Annotated in this window: 18 protein-coding genes; 1 reads left to right on the forward strand and 17 read right to left on the reverse strand. The window is 40.2% G+C overall.

Annotated features, from left to right (window positions below; translation table 11 throughout):
* Positions 1-7 precede the first annotated feature (7 nt).
* The 11 genes from G6554_RS02950 to rpsU all read right to left on the reverse strand — a co-directional run bounded on the left by G6554_RS02950 (position 8) and on the right by rpsU (position 8,682).
* On the reverse strand, positions 8-391 hold the full coding sequence (locus G6554_RS02950; protein ID WP_166238589.1) for a diacylglycerol kinase family protein: 384 nt from the start codon (positions 389-391) through the stop codon (positions 8-10).
* Positions 375-791 (reverse strand): rRNA maturation RNase YbeY, encoded by a 417-nt coding sequence (gene ybeY, locus G6554_RS02955; RefSeq protein WP_481747897.1) that lies wholly within the window; start codon positions 789-791, stop codon positions 375-377. Before ybeY ends, G6554_RS02950 begins: the two co-directional genes overlap by 17 nt.
* Positions 792-841: 50 nt before the next feature.
* Positions 842-3,016, reverse strand: coding sequence for an HD family phosphohydrolase (locus tag G6554_RS02960; RefSeq protein WP_166238594.1), 2,175 nt, complete (start codon positions 3,014-3,016; stop codon positions 842-844).
* A gap of 207 nt (positions 3,017-3,223) precedes the next feature.
* Positions 3,224-4,204, reverse strand: coding sequence for a PhoH family protein (locus G6554_RS02965; RefSeq protein ID WP_166238596.1), 981 nt, complete (start codon positions 4,202-4,204; stop codon positions 3,224-3,226).
* Positions 4,201-5,394, reverse strand: coding sequence for a sporulation protein YqfD (gene yqfD / locus G6554_RS02970; RefSeq protein WP_166238598.1), 1,194 nt, complete (start codon positions 5,392-5,394; stop codon positions 4,201-4,203). Before yqfD ends, G6554_RS02965 begins: the two co-directional genes overlap by 4 nt.
* The gene (yqfC, locus tag G6554_RS02975) at positions 5,391-5,693 is read right to left on the reverse strand and encodes a sporulation protein YqfC (RefSeq protein WP_166238600.1); all 303 of its coding nucleotides are present in this window, start codon (positions 5,691-5,693) and stop codon (positions 5,391-5,393) included. The genes yqfD and yqfC overlap by 4 nt, the downstream gene beginning before the upstream one ends.
* Before the next feature lie 83 nt (positions 5,694-5,776).
* A complete protein-coding gene (locus tag G6554_RS02980; protein WP_166238602.1) occupies positions 5,777-6,232 on the reverse strand; it encodes a hypothetical protein in 456 nt (151 codons plus the stop codon).
* Between the two features lie 33 nt (positions 6,233-6,265).
* Positions 6,266-7,261 (reverse strand): flotillin-like protein FloA, encoded by a 996-nt coding sequence (gene floA / locus G6554_RS02985; RefSeq protein ID WP_166238604.1) that lies wholly within the window; start codon positions 7,259-7,261, stop codon positions 6,266-6,268.
* Between the two features lie 20 nt (positions 7,262-7,281).
* The gene (locus G6554_RS02990; RefSeq protein ID WP_166238606.1) at positions 7,282-7,917 is read right to left on the reverse strand and encodes an NfeD family protein; all 636 of its coding nucleotides are present in this window, start codon (positions 7,915-7,917) and stop codon (positions 7,282-7,284) included.
* A 129-nt stretch (positions 7,918-8,046) separates the two neighbouring features.
* Positions 8,047-8,493 (reverse strand): GatB/YqeY domain-containing protein, encoded by a 447-nt coding sequence (locus G6554_RS02995; protein WP_166238608.1) that lies wholly within the window; start codon positions 8,491-8,493, stop codon positions 8,047-8,049.
* A 15-nt stretch (positions 8,494-8,508) separates the two neighbouring features.
* Positions 8,509-8,682, reverse strand: a complete 174-nt coding sequence (gene rpsU, locus G6554_RS03000; RefSeq protein WP_007087607.1) for a 30S ribosomal protein S21 — start codon at positions 8,680-8,682, stop codon at positions 8,509-8,511.
* A gap of 169 nt (positions 8,683-8,851) precedes the next feature.
* Between rpsU and G6554_RS03005 the strand changes: the two genes are divergently transcribed.
* Entirely contained in the window at positions 8,852-9,793 is a 942-nt protein-coding gene (locus tag G6554_RS03005) for a Na/Pi symporter (RefSeq protein ID WP_166238610.1), read from the forward strand.
* Positions 9,794-9,830: 37 nt separating this feature from the next.
* Here the strand turns inward: G6554_RS03005 and mtaB are convergent, their stop codons facing one another.
* From mtaB to grpE, 6 genes are all read right to left on the reverse strand, one after another.
* Positions 9,831-11,204, reverse strand: a complete 1,374-nt coding sequence (gene mtaB, locus G6554_RS03010; RefSeq protein ID WP_166238612.1) for a tRNA (N(6)-L-threonylcarbamoyladenosine(37)-C(2))-methylthiotransferase MtaB — start codon at positions 11,202-11,204, stop codon at positions 9,831-9,833.
* Positions 11,205-11,211: 7 nt separating this feature from the next.
* Positions 11,212-11,961 (reverse strand): 16S rRNA (uracil(1498)-N(3))-methyltransferase, encoded by a 750-nt coding sequence (locus G6554_RS03015; RefSeq protein ID WP_166238614.1) that lies wholly within the window; start codon positions 11,959-11,961, stop codon positions 11,212-11,214.
* Between the two features lie 107 nt (positions 11,962-12,068).
* Complete coding sequence (prmA, locus tag G6554_RS03020; protein WP_166238616.1) at positions 12,069-13,010, reverse strand: 50S ribosomal protein L11 methyltransferase; 942 nt, start codon at positions 13,008-13,010, stop codon at positions 12,069-12,071.
* A gap of 17 nt (positions 13,011-13,027) precedes the next feature.
* Positions 13,028-14,158, reverse strand: coding sequence for a molecular chaperone DnaJ (gene dnaJ / locus G6554_RS03025; RefSeq protein ID WP_166238618.1), 1,131 nt, complete (start codon positions 14,156-14,158; stop codon positions 13,028-13,030).
* A 308-nt stretch (positions 14,159-14,466) separates the two neighbouring features.
* On the reverse strand, positions 14,467-16,296 hold the full coding sequence (gene dnaK, locus G6554_RS03030) for a molecular chaperone DnaK (RefSeq protein ID WP_166238620.1): 1,830 nt from the start codon (positions 16,294-16,296) through the stop codon (positions 14,467-14,469).
* A gap of 29 nt (positions 16,297-16,325) precedes the next feature.
* Positions 16,326-16,916, reverse strand: a complete 591-nt coding sequence (grpE, locus tag G6554_RS03035) for a nucleotide exchange factor GrpE (protein WP_166238622.1) — start codon at positions 16,914-16,916, stop codon at positions 16,326-16,328.
* Positions 16,917-16,945: the final 29 nt, after the last annotated feature.

Genomic DNA, 16,945 nt, shown 5'->3' on the forward strand with positions numbered 1-16,945 from the left:
TGCAAATTCAAATTTCACTAAAAAGTCTTATTACGTACGGTGAGAAAATGATTATTCCCACTACAATTGCAAGTGCCGCATATAGTAAGACAGCACCAGCCGCCAAGTCCTTCGCCTGTTTTGCCAGCGGGTGGTAGTCTAACGAAACGAGATCCACCACTCGTTCAATGGCTGAATTCATTAATTCCAGCGCAAACATGCCCCCGATAATGAAAAGAATAAATATCCACTCCACTTTTGTGATCGAAAAATAAGAGGACATTCCTACCACTAGGATTGAACTAATGAAATGAAACCGCATATTTCTTTCCGTTTTAAGTGCCATTAAAATTCCCGAAAGTGCATAAGAAAATGAGCTTATGAATGTGGATGACTTATCTGGTGAGCCCATACTCGTCTAATATTTCCTTTTGCAGTGTGAACATTTCCTTTTCCTCATCCTCTGTCATATGATCATATCCAAGGAGATGGAGAAACCCATGAACCGCTAGGAATCCAAGTTCTCTTTCAAAAGAATGACCATACTCCTCAGCTTGTTCCTTTGTTCTCGGAATCGAAATTATAATATCACCTAGGACGCGTGGCATCTCTACACCTGCTAATTCCACTTCTCCTTCGCCCAGCTCCTCCATAGCAAAGGAGATTACATCTGTTGGCATATCTTTATCGCGGTATTCTCGGTTAATCTCATGAATTCTCTCATTCGAAACAAATGAAATCGAGACTTCACTGTGCTCTTCAATTTTTTGTTTTTTTGCTGCAAAATTGATTAATCTTTCAATTTCAAGCATTTGCTGATCTGATAGTTCATTCGTTTCATCGGTACAATCAATAAGTAATGTCATGCTTGTTTCACCTTCTTTGTTTTTGTCATTTCAGGGTACTCAATTCTTGAGTGAAAGATTCCCTTTAACGTTTCGCATAGTGTGTGTGATACGGTCTCGATTTCCTTGATGGTAATATCGCATTCATTTAATTGACCATCCTGTAGCCGGTCCGCCACGATTTTCTTAACGAGTGATTCAATTAATTCTGCCGTAGGCTGTGATAATGAGCGAACAGCAGCCTCGACACTATCCGCAATCCCCACCACCGCCGACTCCTTTGTCTGTGCTTTTGGACCGGGATAACGGAACTCCTCATCCTTTATATCCGTATCGCTCTGAAGGGCCTTATGATAAAAGAATTTCAGCAATGTTGTCCCATGATGCTGTTCAGCTATATCAATGATTTCTTTAGGCATATGATATTTCTTTAAAATAGCAGATCCATCTGTAACATGGGCAATGATAATATTCGCGCTTCTTTCAGGTGGCAAACGATCATGGGGATTATCATGATGCATTTGATTTTCGATAAAAAAGTTAGGGCGCTTTGTTTTTCCGATATCATGATAATAACTTCCGACCCTAGCCAGTAGTCCATTAGCACCGATCGCTTCGCAAGCGGATTCCGCTAAGTTGGCGACCATGATGCTATGATGATAGGTTCCCGGTGCTTCCATCAAGATTTTTCTCAGGAGCGGATGATTCGGATTAGAAAGTTCGATTAGTTTCATGGTCGAAAGAATTCCAAAACTTGCCTCAAAGAGTGGCAATACTCCAATGGTTAAAACAGCCGAACCAATACCGGAAACAACCGCGGTAAGAAGATAATACCCATACTCCACACCCGAAAACTGGCCGTTTGGTAACAGCATTAATGCACAGATAGCCAACACATTGACAATCGCCGCAAATGCTCCAGCTTGTAAAATCTTGGTCCGATGATTTTGAGTGTTCAAAAACAATATAGCCGCTAAGGCACTAAAGAGGATATAGATTCCTTCTGAAAAGTTAAGGGTTCCCGTAACCCCTTCATTGAATAAAATACTCCCACAAACCGCCATAATTATCGACATCAGGATGGCAAGTTTTTCATCAATTAAAATCTTAATCAGCATCCCCCCCATTGCAGCAGGAAAAATATAGCCGATGCCGGCAAAGTTAAAAATTTGCAGCAAACTAATAATTTTCATGATGAAAATGGAAAAAATAAAAATAATCCCATACAATAATAAAAACGTTTGCCGTTTCTCCGGAAGTGATTTCATTTGATAAAAATAATAATAAATCGCTGAAAGAATTATGGTAATCAACAAAACCAATCCAATAAAAGGTTTATACGATTTATCGTTATTTAAAAGACCCACTAACTTTAATTGTCGAAAAATATCCTGATTAATTAATTTTCCTTCCTCCACAATAATTTGCCCTTGGAGAATCTTTACAGGTTCTATACTTTCTGCTGCTTGCTGCCTTAGTTCCTCTGTAGCATTAGGATCATAAAATTCATTTTGAATGACAGCGTATCTACCCAAGTCGATTGCAGCTAATCTTAAATTATCATTTAACGAGGTATACTTTAATTCCTCTTCAACCCTTTTCTTTGCATTTTCCACTTCATCTGTAGAAATTCTCTTTGTCATAACATTGTTGATGGCTGTTACTGTTAAATCCTTTGCAATCGATAAATCATCATTACTAGCTTGAACTAAGGTTGAAAAAACTTGATTTGGGAGCTCCTTCGCGACACCTGATGTCAATTTTGTTTTTAATCTAGTTATTTTATCTGATACACTTGGCTCCTCTTTTGTCGGTTTTTCCTCCACAATCTCTTCTTGCTTCTTCATTTCCTCTTTTATTTCATCATTTACCTCTACTGCTGCTTTGAAAATGGAAGTAATTAAATCAACTCGATTTTGCGTGTACTCATTTTTCAATGCATAGACCGGCTGTACTTGGTTAATGGCTTCTTTACGCTTATTCTCTGTACTTTTTTTATCCTCAACTGTCCCTGGAGAACGAATTGTCTTTTCCGCAACAGAAAATAGACTTAAATCCAGTTTTTCTGGTTTTACATTACTGTACATGGCTCCAAAAAGAACAACCCCTAATACAAAGAAAAATAGGATTCGGAAAAAAGTAATATCAAGTAACTTTCGAATTCGTATGAAATGTTGCTGTAGTTTATCCAACTAAACCCCCCCACAACGGCCGATAAATCATGTGTTTCGCAATAGAATATAAATATTATTACTGAAACTATGCTTTATGTAAAATCATAACAGTTTTAATAAGAAGTTTCATCTTTTTAGAAAAATGCAGGACACTAGTCGCTAAGGCACAGATCTGAGCAATTAAAGGTACGTACGTATGTAAAAAAGGGATAAACCACTATAGGTTTACCCCTGATTATGCCGTGAAGGTGTCTTTTTCTCATAAGCTTCGATAATTCTGCCAACGAGCGGGTGACGGACTACATCGGTTTGTTCTAAAAAGACAAAGGCTATACCATTTACATTTAGCAAAATTTCCTCTGCTGCAATAAGGCCGGATTTGGCCCCCTTAGGCAAATCAATTTGCGTTTGGTCACCTGTAATTACCATTTTCGAACCAAAGCCAAGCCTAGTCAAGAACATTTTCATCTGGGCATGTGTGGTATTTTGCGCCTCGTCTAATATCACAAAGGCATCATCTAATGTACGGCCTCTCATATAAGCGAGTGGAGCAATTTCAATTGTCCCGCGTTCGATTAACCTCTGAGTATGTTCCGCACCTAAAACGTCATTTAAAGCATCGTACAACGGTCTTAAATACGGATCCACCTTTTCTTTTAAATCACCCGGGAGGAATCCAAGACTCTCGCCCGCCTCGACAGCAGGCCTGGTTAAAATAATCTTATTTACTTGTCCATTTTTCAGGGCATTAACCGCCATTATGACTGCCAGGTAGGTTTTCCCTGTACCAGCAGGCCCAATCCCAAAAACAAGATCACTTTTTTTAATAGCCATTACATATTGCCTTTGCCCTAGGGTTTTAATCCGGATGGATTTTCCTTTAACCGTTTTACCAATCTCTTCGTTATATAAATTGACAAAATAATCCAGCGTCCCTTTCTGGGCCATTTGAATGGCATACAGGACATCTCTTTGACTAATGTTTATTCCCTTTCGAATCACAAATAGTAATCGGTCTAATATTTGTCCTGCCATGATGACGTTTTCTTCATCACCTGACATGCTAACCGATTCACCTCTTGTGATGATGGAAACACCTAGTTCCTGTTCAATTAATTTTAAATTTTGGTCAGCATTTCCCAACAGGTTGACAGCCTCTGAGGGATTTTCTAGCTGTAGACTGATCGTTGTTAATTTTTCTGTCATTCAGGAGTCTCCTTGGAAATCGGTTGTCCGACTGCAATGTTTTCAATCACATTAAAATGAATATCTAGTATAACCTTACCATTTCTATACTCTTTGTGTAAAATTTTTTCATCTTTAATGATAGCATCTTCATCTAACTTGCTTTTTATTTCTTTTTTAGCTAATTCTAGTGCTTGTTCTTCTGCCTCTTTTTTCGAATAGGACCGCTTGACATCCTCACTTTCGCGTAACGTTTTATTCATATAGGAGATCGGCAGCTTCCACTTTAGGAAATGAACATGATGAACATTCTTTTCTGTTTTATATTTCTTGAATTCAGGTTTCCCAAAACCCCAAATAGGTATTTCCAAATTCCCTACGACTAAAGAATGTTTTTGCTTTTCCTTCCCAGTAAAGACATTAAAGTTCGTGACCAGAGGGAGCTTAACAGTGCTTATATACCAGGTACCACCCCAGACCTCACCTTCAGCTGCCACTATTTTCGGGCTTCCTTCTTGTCCATAAATTCCGGAAACAAGTAAATCGCCCTTTTCCACGACATCATTCTTATTAACCATGGTTTGGCCCGTTTCAACAAACATATTGACAATAACAGCTTTCTTTTTTGCGATAAGATTTTGTGGGGATAATTGTTCCACCTTTTTCGGCTCATTCTTTTCAACAACCTGCAGATGATAGGTTGTCCCCTTTAATTCCACACCAACCCATGTCAATGCACCAATTTTCTCTGTTAATTGTCTTTGGATCCCCTCCACATTATCAACAAAAAACTGCACCTTCCCAATTTTAACACCCATCTTGTCCAATTCTTTACGAATTTGATACTCTGTTGCAGGCTTTGCCCCTTTTATTTCAATTCCCCAAATCACATTTGATAAGAAAAAAATAATGAATAAAAATGCGGCTGCCCCCAACATAAAGCCGCTATTTTTCAATAATCTTCTAAATAAAAATGGTACTCCGCTACGACGTAAAAAGGAAATTTTACATCCACTTTTACGCGCAAACATTCTAATTTTCAAGGCATCCTGTGCTCTCATTTTAAAGGTAATCGTCTCCGTTCCATGCCGTTTTACGTTCCAAATATGGAGACCATTTCGTGTTAGCACATTTAAAAACCGTTCAAGACCCTTTCCCGAAACCTTCACCGTAACTCTGCCATAAAGGAATTCAATCCATTGGTTCTTCATTTTGTTCCTCCCGGATTATCAGTAATATATATGACCTGATCTATTTTTCCTTCGAGTAAAATTTCTTCTGGTAAAATCGTTTTAATCACAAATGCCTTGCCTTTAATTAATAATTGTCCTTGCTTTAACAATAAGCGGAGCTCTTTATCTGTAAATGCGAGCAAGCCGCGGTGATTCTCTATATATATATGGATTTGTCCAATCATCGTAATCCGGGGCAAATCCATCATGACATCTTGAGGAAGATCCATTTTATTAGCCATCCAGTTGCGAATTCGCTGGCCCCATTTTTTTGCCATAAAAAAAGAACCCCCTTTCATCTCATATTATGAAATGAAAGGGGGTTCTAGCACATATTTTTCTATTCACTTCTAAAGCTAATTTACCCTCTTTTTGGAAAATAAGGCTTTTTGGAGCGCGGCTCACCAAGGATTTCCGCCCAAATCACTCCATTAACCAATGATTGCGCATTTGGTTCCGTCGAAATATTTGGTTCACCTTCGTCCATGGTTGCCGCAACGGTTTGTTCTTTCATCTTTTCTCGTTGCAAACGGGACGCTGCCAGCGCCCTCCGGCTCGACTCAGATTCTTTTCTGACTTGGTCATATTCTTGTTCAAGCATTCGATTATTCTCTTGCAATACTTCCACTTTTTGCGCCGATTTAACCGGGGCCGCTTGATGCGAGACTTCATTTGTAAGTTCTTTAACTAGCGTTCGAACATCCTCCATACCACTTACTTTAAATGGCTTTCTAGGAGATTGACCTTGAGTCCTTTTTGTTTTACCAAATATGGTAGAGATGATACCTACAATGATAAAAAATAATATGGTTTCCAAAGCTCCCACCCTCCATTTTAATTAATGTGGGGTTTATTTGTCGTCTTTCTTTTCACCTGTCATTTTCCCAATCGAACCTCTCATTTCCGTATCCGCAGAAATGTTTTTATAATTCATATAGTCCATGACACCGATATTACCTGATTTCAGAGCTTCTGCCATGGCAAGCGGTACTTCTGCTTCCGCTTCCACTACCTTGGCCCTCATTTCCACTACTTTCGCCTTCATTTCCTGCTCTGAAGCAACCGCCATCGCCCGGCGTTCTTCTGCTTTTGCTTGGGCAATTTTCTTATCCGCCTCAGCTTGTTCTGTTTGTAATTCTGCACCAATGTTTTTACCGATATCCACATCCGCAATATCGATTGATAAGATTTCAAAGGCTGTTCCGGCGTCAAGGCCCTTTGCCAAAACAGTCTGCGAGATCAAATCCGGATTCTCTAGAACTTTGCTATGGCTATCCGACGAACCAATAGTTGAGACAACCCCTTCACCAACACGGGCCACAACTGTTTCTTCACCGGCACCACCGACAAGACGTTCGATATTGGCACGGACGGTAATCCTCGCTTTTGCTTTGACCTCAATCCCGTTCATCGCAACACCTGCGATAAATGGTGTTTCAATTACCTTAGGGTTAACACTCATTTGCACCGCTTCTAAAACATCCCGTCCCGCAAGGTCAATTGCAGCGCACCGTTCAAACGATAATTCAATATTGGCTCGGTGTGCAGCAATTAGCGCATTGACGACACGGTCGACATTTCCTCCAGCAAGATAATGACTTTCAAGCTGATTGATTGTGACGTTTAAACCTGCTTTATGAGCTTTAATAAGCGGATTAACCACCCTGCTTGGCGTTACCCTTCTTAACCTCATCCCAACCAATGTGAAAATACTAATGCGAACACCTGCAGCAAGTGCCGAAATCCAAAGCATAACTGGTACAAAGGATAATAAGATCCCTAAAAAGATTAAAGCTATCACAACCACGGCGATAATAAATATCGTTCCACCTGATACTACATCCATTTTTTTAACCCCCTCATCATTTATTTGACCTCTCTAACAACAATACGGGCACCTTCTACTTTAATGACTTTTACTTTAGCATTCTGCTCAATAAAGCCGCCTTCACTTATTGCATCAACTCGTTCATTATGAATAATAATCGTACCAGCCGGTCTTAATATCGTTAATGCGGTTCCGACTTTTCCCAAAAGGTCAGTCCGGTTAATATTCGATACATAGCCGTCTTCTTTTCTAGCTATCTCTGACAAGACCATTTTATTAAAAAGAACCAGCTTTTTTCCAAATGTCTTAATCATCATAAAGAAAACAATAATTGAAATCATAATAGCAATAAAGATCGAGACGCCTATTTGCATGGCATCTTCTCCTGCTAAAAAAAGACTTAATATTAAGGCAGCAACACCAAGCGTTCCAGCAACAGCACCTGGTAAGAAGAACTCTAGAAAAATAAGCAAGATTCCTGCCACAAATAAGGTTAATGTCCCATAACCGGCAAGCCCGGCTTGGAAATGCCCATAAAAGAACAAAATTAGCGCAAACACACCAATAAATCCAGCTATCCCTATCTTTGCAGAAAAAAGTTCTAGAACAATTCCCACTCCTGCAATGGTCAGGAGAATGGTTACAACAATTGGGTCAGTAAGAAATTCAATCATTCAAGGTCCCCCCTTCTCTCTTCAACTGACTCTATTCATTACGTTTGAAGCGTTAAAAGGTTTCATTTTTAGGCGAAATAACTTAAAAGACCACAAGCACTAGATGCTTGCGGTCTTTATGTCAGAATACTATGAAAGGTGTTGTTGTACAAATTTATTAACTAGAGATCCGTCTGCTTTACCCTTTACTTTAGGCATAATCGCAGCCATCACTTTTCCCATTTCCGCTTTTGATGTTGCACCAACTTCAGCAATCGTTTCTTTAACAATTTCTGATAACTCATCTTCTGAAAGCTGTTTCGGTAAATACAGCTCGACAATCGAGAGCTCTGTATGCAATTTATCAACTAGGTCTTGACGACCAGCCTTATCAAATTCATGGAGGGAGTCTTTGCGTTGCTTTACTTCGCGAGAAAGGACCGTTAACTCCACGTCTTCAGAAAGCTCTTTCGTTCCAAGCTTAATGGCTTCATTCTGCAAGGAAGCTTTGACCATCCGAATAACTGAGAGTTTGTCTTTTTCCTTGTTTTTCATCGCTTGTTTCATATCATTATTCAAACGCTCGAGAAGACTCATATATTACACCCTCTCTTAAAACTTACGTTTTCTTGCTGCTTCAGACTTTTTCTTACGTTTTACACTTGGTTTTTCATAAAATTCGCGCTTTCTTGCCTCTTGCAAAGTACCAGTTTTTGATACTGTACGTTTGAAGCGACGAAGAGCATCTTCAAGCGATTCGTTTTTACGAACGACGGTTTTAGACATTCTCTTTCCCTCCCTCCGAAACACAACACACTAACATTCAATCCATGTACCTTGCAATTATAATATAACCTTGATACAAGGTCAACTGAAATTCTTAATCAGTATTTTTTTTAAAATCTGGCATGTCCTTCGCATCAATTCCATAGAATGGAGCGAGGGGGGCCGGGACATGCTGTACATATTATTATTTGTTCTTTGTATTTTATTATTTATTTTTGGAATGACCATTATTCGGTTTGGCTTATTTAATTTGTCTGCTAATAAATTGAAAACATGGCTGATAAAACTTACAAGCACACCGTTAAAAGGGATGGTAACAGGAACCTTCATCACAGCCCTGTTGCAAAGCAGCTCCGCTGTAATGGTCATCACAATTGGTTTAATTTCGGCTAGAATTATGACCTTCCCTCAATCAATTGGGATTATTCTCGGCACCAATATCGGTACAACCTTTAAAACGGAACTCATTACCTTTGATCTAGATGCCATCCTTGTTCCCCTTGCCATTAGTGGCGCACTTCTTATTTTATTTAAAAATAAAAGAGCAAGAAGTATTGGCATGCTATTATTTGGAATCGCCTCCGTATTTACCGCCATGAAGGGGTTCGAATTAGTAGCGGAACCTTTAACCACAATGGGTTTTATCAATAAATTTATTTTATCTATTAATGACAATCTACTCTTAAGTATATTAGCTGGTACTGTTATTACAGCTATTATCCAATCGAGCACAGCGATGACAGGGATTGCAATGGGATTTTTAACCGCGGGGCTGTTGCAGCTTGATGCCGGTATCGCTATAGTGCTGGGAGCAAATATAGGCACATGTATTACGGCGATTATTGCCTCAATCGGCGGCGGAAAGGAATCAAAGTTAGCCGCCTTTGCCCATGTCTGGCTCAATGTATTTGGAGTTTTACTATTTATCCCGCTAATTCCATTGCTTACGGAAAATGCACCATTCCTTGCTAGCAGAAAAGATGTCCAGCTTGCGCATATAAGTGTGATATTTAATGTGGCAACCTCATTGCTTATCTTACCTTTCGCTACCCGGTTTGGTGAAATGATTTTATTTTTACATGATCGACGGCCTAAACGTCCAGTGTCATAAGAAAAGACGGCGAAATCGCCGTCTTTTCCCTTTTTCCTTATATTGCTGCTTCTTCCTGCTTAAAAACTTCTTCTTTAGCAATCGCAGTATCTTCCACAATTCGGACAAATTGACCTTCATTGTATGGGTAACCTGCTTTGGTAATTTTCACTTTAACAATCTTACCAACCATCTCTTCAGTTGCCGGGAATACTACTTTAAGATAATTATCCGTGTAACCAACATATTTTCCGGAAATAGGCTCTTCCTTGTATTCCTCTTCAGGAATGACTTCTAATACTTCACCTTCAAAAAGTGAGGCGTATTCCTTTGCCAGCTGATCAGAAAGAGAAATTAACCGGTGGACACGTTCATTTTTAACCTCTTCATCCACCTGATCTTCCATCCGTGCGGCAGGAGTTCCTGTTCGCTTCGAATATGGGAAGACATGGAGCTCAGAGAATTTATGGTCTTTAATAAAATTGTATGTTTCCATAAATTCGTCTTCTGTTTCGCCAGGGAAACCAACAATGACATCAGATGTAACGGCAAGACCAGGAAGCACTTCTTTCAAGCGCTCAAGTCTCTCTCCAAAGAATTCCATCGTATATTTACGGCGCATTCTCTTTAAAACCGTATTAGAACCGGATTGAATCGGGATATGCAAATGACGAACAACGATATTAGAGTGCTTAATTACCTCAATGACTTCATCCGTAATTTGGCTTGCTTCTATCGATGAAATACGTAGACGCTCAAGACCCCTTACACCCGCCTCTAAATCGCGGAGCAGCATCGCTAGATTATAATCTTTCATGTCCTCACCGTAACCGCCAGTATGAATACCTGTTAACACAATTTCCTTGTAACCTGCATCCACAAGCTGTTGCGCCTGACGAATCACTTCTTTTGGATCACGTGATCTCATTAAGCCACGAGCCCAGGGAATGATACAAAAAGTACAGAAATTATTGCAGCCCTCCTGAATTTTTAACGAGGCACGTGTTCTGTCCGTAAATGAAGGAACGTCAAGTTCCTCATAAACACGGTTTTTCATGATGTTACCTACGCCATTAATCGGCTGGCGCTCCGTTTTATATTGTTTAATATAATCGAGCATTTTCACGCGATCCTGCGTCCCGACGACAACATCAACACCAGGAATCGCCATAATTTCTGCTGGCGATGTTTGGGCATAACAGCCTGTTACACAAATGACAGCATCCGGATTTTTTCGAACAGCCCGGCGGATTACCTGACGGCTCTTTTTATCCCCTGTATTCGTAACTGTACATGTATTGATAATATATACATCGGAAATTGCTTCAAAATCAACTCGTTCGTAGCCTTCTTGTTTAAACAATTGCCAGATGGCTTCAGTTTCATAGTGGTTCACCTTGCATCCAAGTGTATGAAACGCGACTGTTGCCATTGTAACTTCACCTCAATAATTCAAAATGATAGGAAATGGCCGCAAGTGTATACAATGGGGCCGTTTCCGTCCGTAAAATTCGCGGGCCCAGCCCGCATAGACCAAAGCCATTTTCTTTTAATAGCTGGATCTCATTATCAGCTAAGCCGCCTTCCGGCCCAAAAACCAAGAGGAGGGACTCCCCTTTTTTCATTTGTTTAAGAGTTGAAGAAAAAACGGACATTTCTCCGTTCCTACTTTCTTCTTCAAAAGCTGCTAATTTATAATCAAAATCCTTACTTTTTCCCAATAATTCTTTAAAATTCATCGGACTACCAATTTCCGGGATTGCAGTGCGATGGGATTGCTCTGCAGCTTCTTTGGCAATTTTTTGCCATCTCTCTATTTTTTTAGCTGCTTTTTTTTCATCCCATTTCACAACCGAGCGGGCAGCAGCGAACGGAAGGAACTGATCTGCACCAAGTTCTGTTCCTTTTTGAATAATCCATTCCAGTTTGTCCCCTTTAGGCAGGCCGCTTGCGATCGTAATTGTAATCGGCAGCTCCGAAACCTCATCTTTCCATTGTACAACGTCTGCAACGACACTTGAATCGGTAATTTCTGCAAGCCTGCAAACAGCATGTTTTCCCTCGGGATCAACACAGATGATCTGATCGCCAATTTGCATACGCATAACCTTTACAATATGATGTAGGTCTTCATCAGCAATGATAAACTGATCATCATTTGCTTGTTGTCTTACAAAGTAGCGTTGCACACTTTACACCCTCTCAAAACATTTTACTCTTTATTTTACATAAGATTAGGCCATAATGAAAGATTGAAAAATAAAAAGGGGCTACTAACACCCCTTTTTTTCCTTCATTATTTCCTTTTAGCAATTATCGCAACCCAATCTTCCATAAGAATGGTTTCGATAATATCAAATCCAGCAGCCACAAGTGCCTCTTTTACCAAATCTTTCTTCTGCTGAATAATCCCAGAGGCAATAAAGGTTCCGCCCGGCTTTACGACATTGGCAACATCGTCCGTAAATCTAACGATTACTTCTGCTAAAATATTCGCTACAATCACATCAGCGGATTTTTCAGCCACACCATCCAAAAGATTGTTTTGGGCAATGGTTACCGTCTTACTAACCTTATTAAGCTTAATATTCAACTTAGCGGATGTTACAGCCACTTCATCAAGGTCGTAGGCCCTGACATTCTCGGCACCAAGCATTGCTGCAGCAATACTGAGCACACCAGAACCAGTTCCAACATCGATCACCTGGTCTCCGGGCCGAACAGTTCTTTCTAGTGCTTGAATACACATAACAGTTGTCGGATGTGTCCCTGTACCAAAAGCCATACCGGGATCAAGCTCAATAATTAATTCATCACTGCTGACAGGTTCATAAATCTCCCATGTAGGGACAATCGTGAACTTTTCAGAGATTTTCACAGGATTATAATATTTCTTCCAAGCAGTTGCCCACTCTTCTTCGTGGACTTCACTGATGGATACGTCGTTTTTACCTAAGTCAATATCATACGTGATAAGGTTATTAATCGAATCCTTGATGGCCTCAACCGTCTCCCCTAAAAAACTGTTAACTGGTAAATAGGCTTTAACCATGACACCTTCATCTGGATAATCGTCGGGATTGAGTTGGTAGATTTCTCCGAATTGATCTTCCCTTTCCTTTGTCAATTCGAATGGATCTTCAATGACTACACCGCTCGCCCCAGCTTCATGCAAGATATGTGAAATAGGTTCGATCGCCTCATTTGTTGTGTGGATACTTATTTCTGACCACTTCATTCTACCAACTCCAATCCTTACTCGCTTTTAAAGGCACGTTTTACTTTTGAGAAAAAACTTTCTTCATGTTCACCAATGGGAGATGAACCACTAAGCTCAGCAAATTCTTTTAAAAGCTGCTTTTGCTTGTCTGAAAGCTTAGTTGGCGTAATAATTCGAACAATAATGTATTGATCCCCGACACCGTATCCGCGAACATTCGGAATACCTTTCCCTTTTAAACGGAATTTCTTTCCTGTTTGTGTACCAGCAGGAATTTTCAGCTTTACTTTTCCATTTAATGCTGGAACCTCAATTTCATCGCCCAATGATGCTTGAACAAATGTAATAGGCATTTCACAATAAATATCATCGCCATCTCTTTCAAAAAACTCATGTTGACGCACTTGGAAAACGACATAAAGATCTCCGGCCGGTCCACCATTAAATCCTGCTTCCCCTTGACCTGCCATCCGAAGCTGCTGGCCATCATCAATACCTGCAGGAATTTTGACATGAATTTTCTTACGCTTTTGCACTTTCCCTTTACCGCCGCAGGTTGAACATTTTTGTTTGATTTCTTTCCCCGTACCATTACAGTGATGGCATGTACGGCGATTAACAATCCTTCCAAACGGAGTATTTTGCTCCACATTTAACTGCCCAGATCCTTGGCAGTGCTGACAAGTCTCCGGTTTTGTTCCGGGCTTTGCACCTGAACCGCTACATGTATTACATGTTTCTTCACGTGGAATTTCAATATCTGTTTCTTTACCAAATGCTGCTTCCTCAAAGGAAACAGTCATGGTGTATTGGAGGTCTGCTCCTTGCCTTGGCGCATTCGGGTCACGTCTTCTCGAACCGCCTCCGCCACCGAAGAACGTATTAAAAATATCTTCGAAGCCACCAAAGCCGCCGCCGAAATCAGCACCGCCGCCAAAACCTTGGTTTGGATCAGTATGTCCAAATTGGTCATAATGAGCCTTTTTTTGATCATCGCTTAACACTTCATATGCTTCCGCGATTTCCTTAAATTTATCAGCCGCATCCGGCTCTTTATTAATATCTGGATGATATTGTTTAGAAAGCTTGCGATAAGCTTTTTTTATTTCATCCTTAGAAGCACCCTTACTTACACCGAGCACTTCATAGTAATCCCGTTTACTCATGATTACCACTCCCGAATCTGTCACATAAAGATTATTCTAACACCTGTAATAGTTCTATTGCAATAAAAAAAGCGCAAGCGCCCTGTTCAGCGGCGTATGGCCCGGAGCACTCCAACTGAGATAAAGGAAACACGAAGAGCCGGAGGCGATTCGATGTTGACTTATCGTAGGGCGGAGAGCGAAGGACACTAGCCGCTAGGGCGCTGGAGCTGGACTTTTCTCAAAGTCGAATGATGTTAATTCTAATATTAGAAAAAAGCCAAAGTCGATTGACTGACTTTGACTTTTTTGGTTGTTAACTCAGCCGATTATTTTTCGTCCTTAACTTCTTCGAATTCAGCATCGACAACATCATCAGAGGCAGCTGTATTTCCAGCTTCTCCACCCTGCTGCGCTTGTTGTGCTTGTGCGGCTTGTTCATAAAGCTTCACAGTTAATGCTTGAACAATTTCCTGTAATGAATCTTTGGCGGTACGGATTTCGTTTAGATCGTTTTTCTCAATGGCTGCTTTTAATGCCTCTTTCGCTTCATTTGCCTTTGTAACTTCTGAAGCATCTACCTTGCCTTCAAGATCTTTTAACGTTTTTTCCGTTGTAAAGACAAGCTGGTCAGCCTCATTGCGAAGCTCCACTTCTTCCTTACGCTGTTTATCGGCTTCAGCATTTTCTTCTGCTTCTCTTACCATTTTTTGAATTTCCTCATCAGAAAGACCTGTTGAAGATTTAATCGTAATTTGTTGTTCCTTATTCGTACCAAGGTCTTTAGCACGAACATTTACGATACCGTTTTTATCAATATCAAAGTTTACTTCAATTTGTGGAATTCCGCGTGGTGCTGGCGGAATATCAGTTAATTGGAAGCGGCCTAAGGTTTTGTTATTCGCTGCCATAGGACGTTCCCCTTGAAGTACATGGATATCTACAGCTGTTTGACTGTCTGCTGCCGTTGAGAAAACTTGCGATTTAGATGTAGGGATCGTTGTGTTACGGTCAATCAACTTTGTAAACACGCCGCCCATTGTCTCAATACCAAGTGAAAGTGGAGTTACGTCAAGCAATACCACGTCCTTAACATCACCAGTGATAACGCCACCTTGAATGGCAGCACCCATAGCTACCACTTCATCAGGGTTAACACCACGGTGTGGCTCTTGACCTGTTGCTTTTTTAATAGCTTCTTGAACGGCAGGAATTCGTGTCGAACCACCAACAAGGATAACTTTATCAATTTGTGATGGTGATAATCCCGCATCACTGAGTGCTTGACGTGTTGGACCCATTGTCCGTTCCACAAGACTCGCAGATAGTTCATCAAACTTTGCTCTAGACATAGTTACTTCAAGATGAAGTGGACCCGCAGCACCCGCAGTGATGAATGGTAAAGAAATTTGTGTTGAAGTTACACCAGATAGATCTTTTTTCGCTTTTTCAGCGGCATCTTTTAAGCGTTGTAATGCCATTTTATCTTTTGAAAGGTCGATGCCGTTTTCCTTTTTGAATTGTTCCACTAAATAATCAATAATCACTTGGTCAAAATCGTCCCCGCCTAAGCGATTGTCGCCGGCAGTTGATTTTACTTCAAATACTCCGTCACCAAGTTCAAGAATTGAAACGTCAAATGTACCTCCGCCAAGGTCATAAACAAGAATCGTTTGATCTTGATCTGTTTTATCTAAACCGTATGCTAATGCGGCAGCAGTAGGCTCATTAATGATTCGCTCAACTTCAAGGCCGGCAATTCTCCCAGCGTCTTTTGTTGCTTGACGTTCTGCATCATTAAAGTAAGCAGGTACTGTAATAACTGCCTTTGTTACAGGCTCACCAAGATAATCCTCAGCATAGGATTTTAAATATTGAAGAATAATGGCAGAAAGCTCTTGTGGTGTATAATCTTTACCTTCAATATTCTCTTTATGATTTGTTCCCATATGACGTTTAATCGACATAATCGTGTTTGGATTTGTAATTGCTTGGCGTTTTGCCACTTCCCCAACTTGGCGTTCACCGTTTTTAAATGCAATAACAGAGGGAGTTGTGCGATTTCCTTCCGGATTCGGAATTACTTTTGGTTCCCCGCCTTCAAGTACGGACACACAAGAGTTTGTTGTACCAAGGTCAATACCAATTATTTTACTCATTGCCTATTCCTCCTAATATATATGTAGACTTATTGATTTACTTTCACCATAGCCGGGCGAATCACACGGTCTTTTAATAGATACCCTTTTTGAAGTTCATCCGTAACAATATTGGATCCAAAATTCTCATCCTCACCTTGCATAACAGCATGATGTTGATGGGGATCAAACTCTTTCCCTACGGATTCAATTTGTTCCACACCTTCTTTTTTCAAGGCATCTAAAAGACTACGGTAGATCATTTCCATTCCCTGTAATAATGATTTTATTTGTTCATTATCAACTTCTACATTCATGGCTCTTTCAAAATTATCAAGCGCTGGCAGTAAATCTGTAATTAACTTTTGAGCTCTATATTTTTCACTCGCCTCTTGATCTAACCGAGAACGACGTCGGAAATTATCAAAATCTGCTTGAAGTCGTAAATACCGATTCTCTGCTTCCTCTACCTTACCATTTAGCATTTGAATTTCTTTCGTAAGCTCTACGACTGGGTCAACATTGGCATTTTCTGTTGCTTCTCCCTCAGCCGCATTTTCATCGGTGAGTATAACATTTTCAGTATTTTCAACTTCGATTTCTACTTCTTCATTAATGGTATTATTCTTTTCATTCGTCAACTTACTCACCTCCCTTAAAGCGTTCGTTT

Source organism: Bacillus sp. MM2020_4, from assembly GCF_011250555.1.
GTDB lineage: Bacteria > Bacillota > Bacilli > Bacillales > Cytobacillaceae > Neobacillus.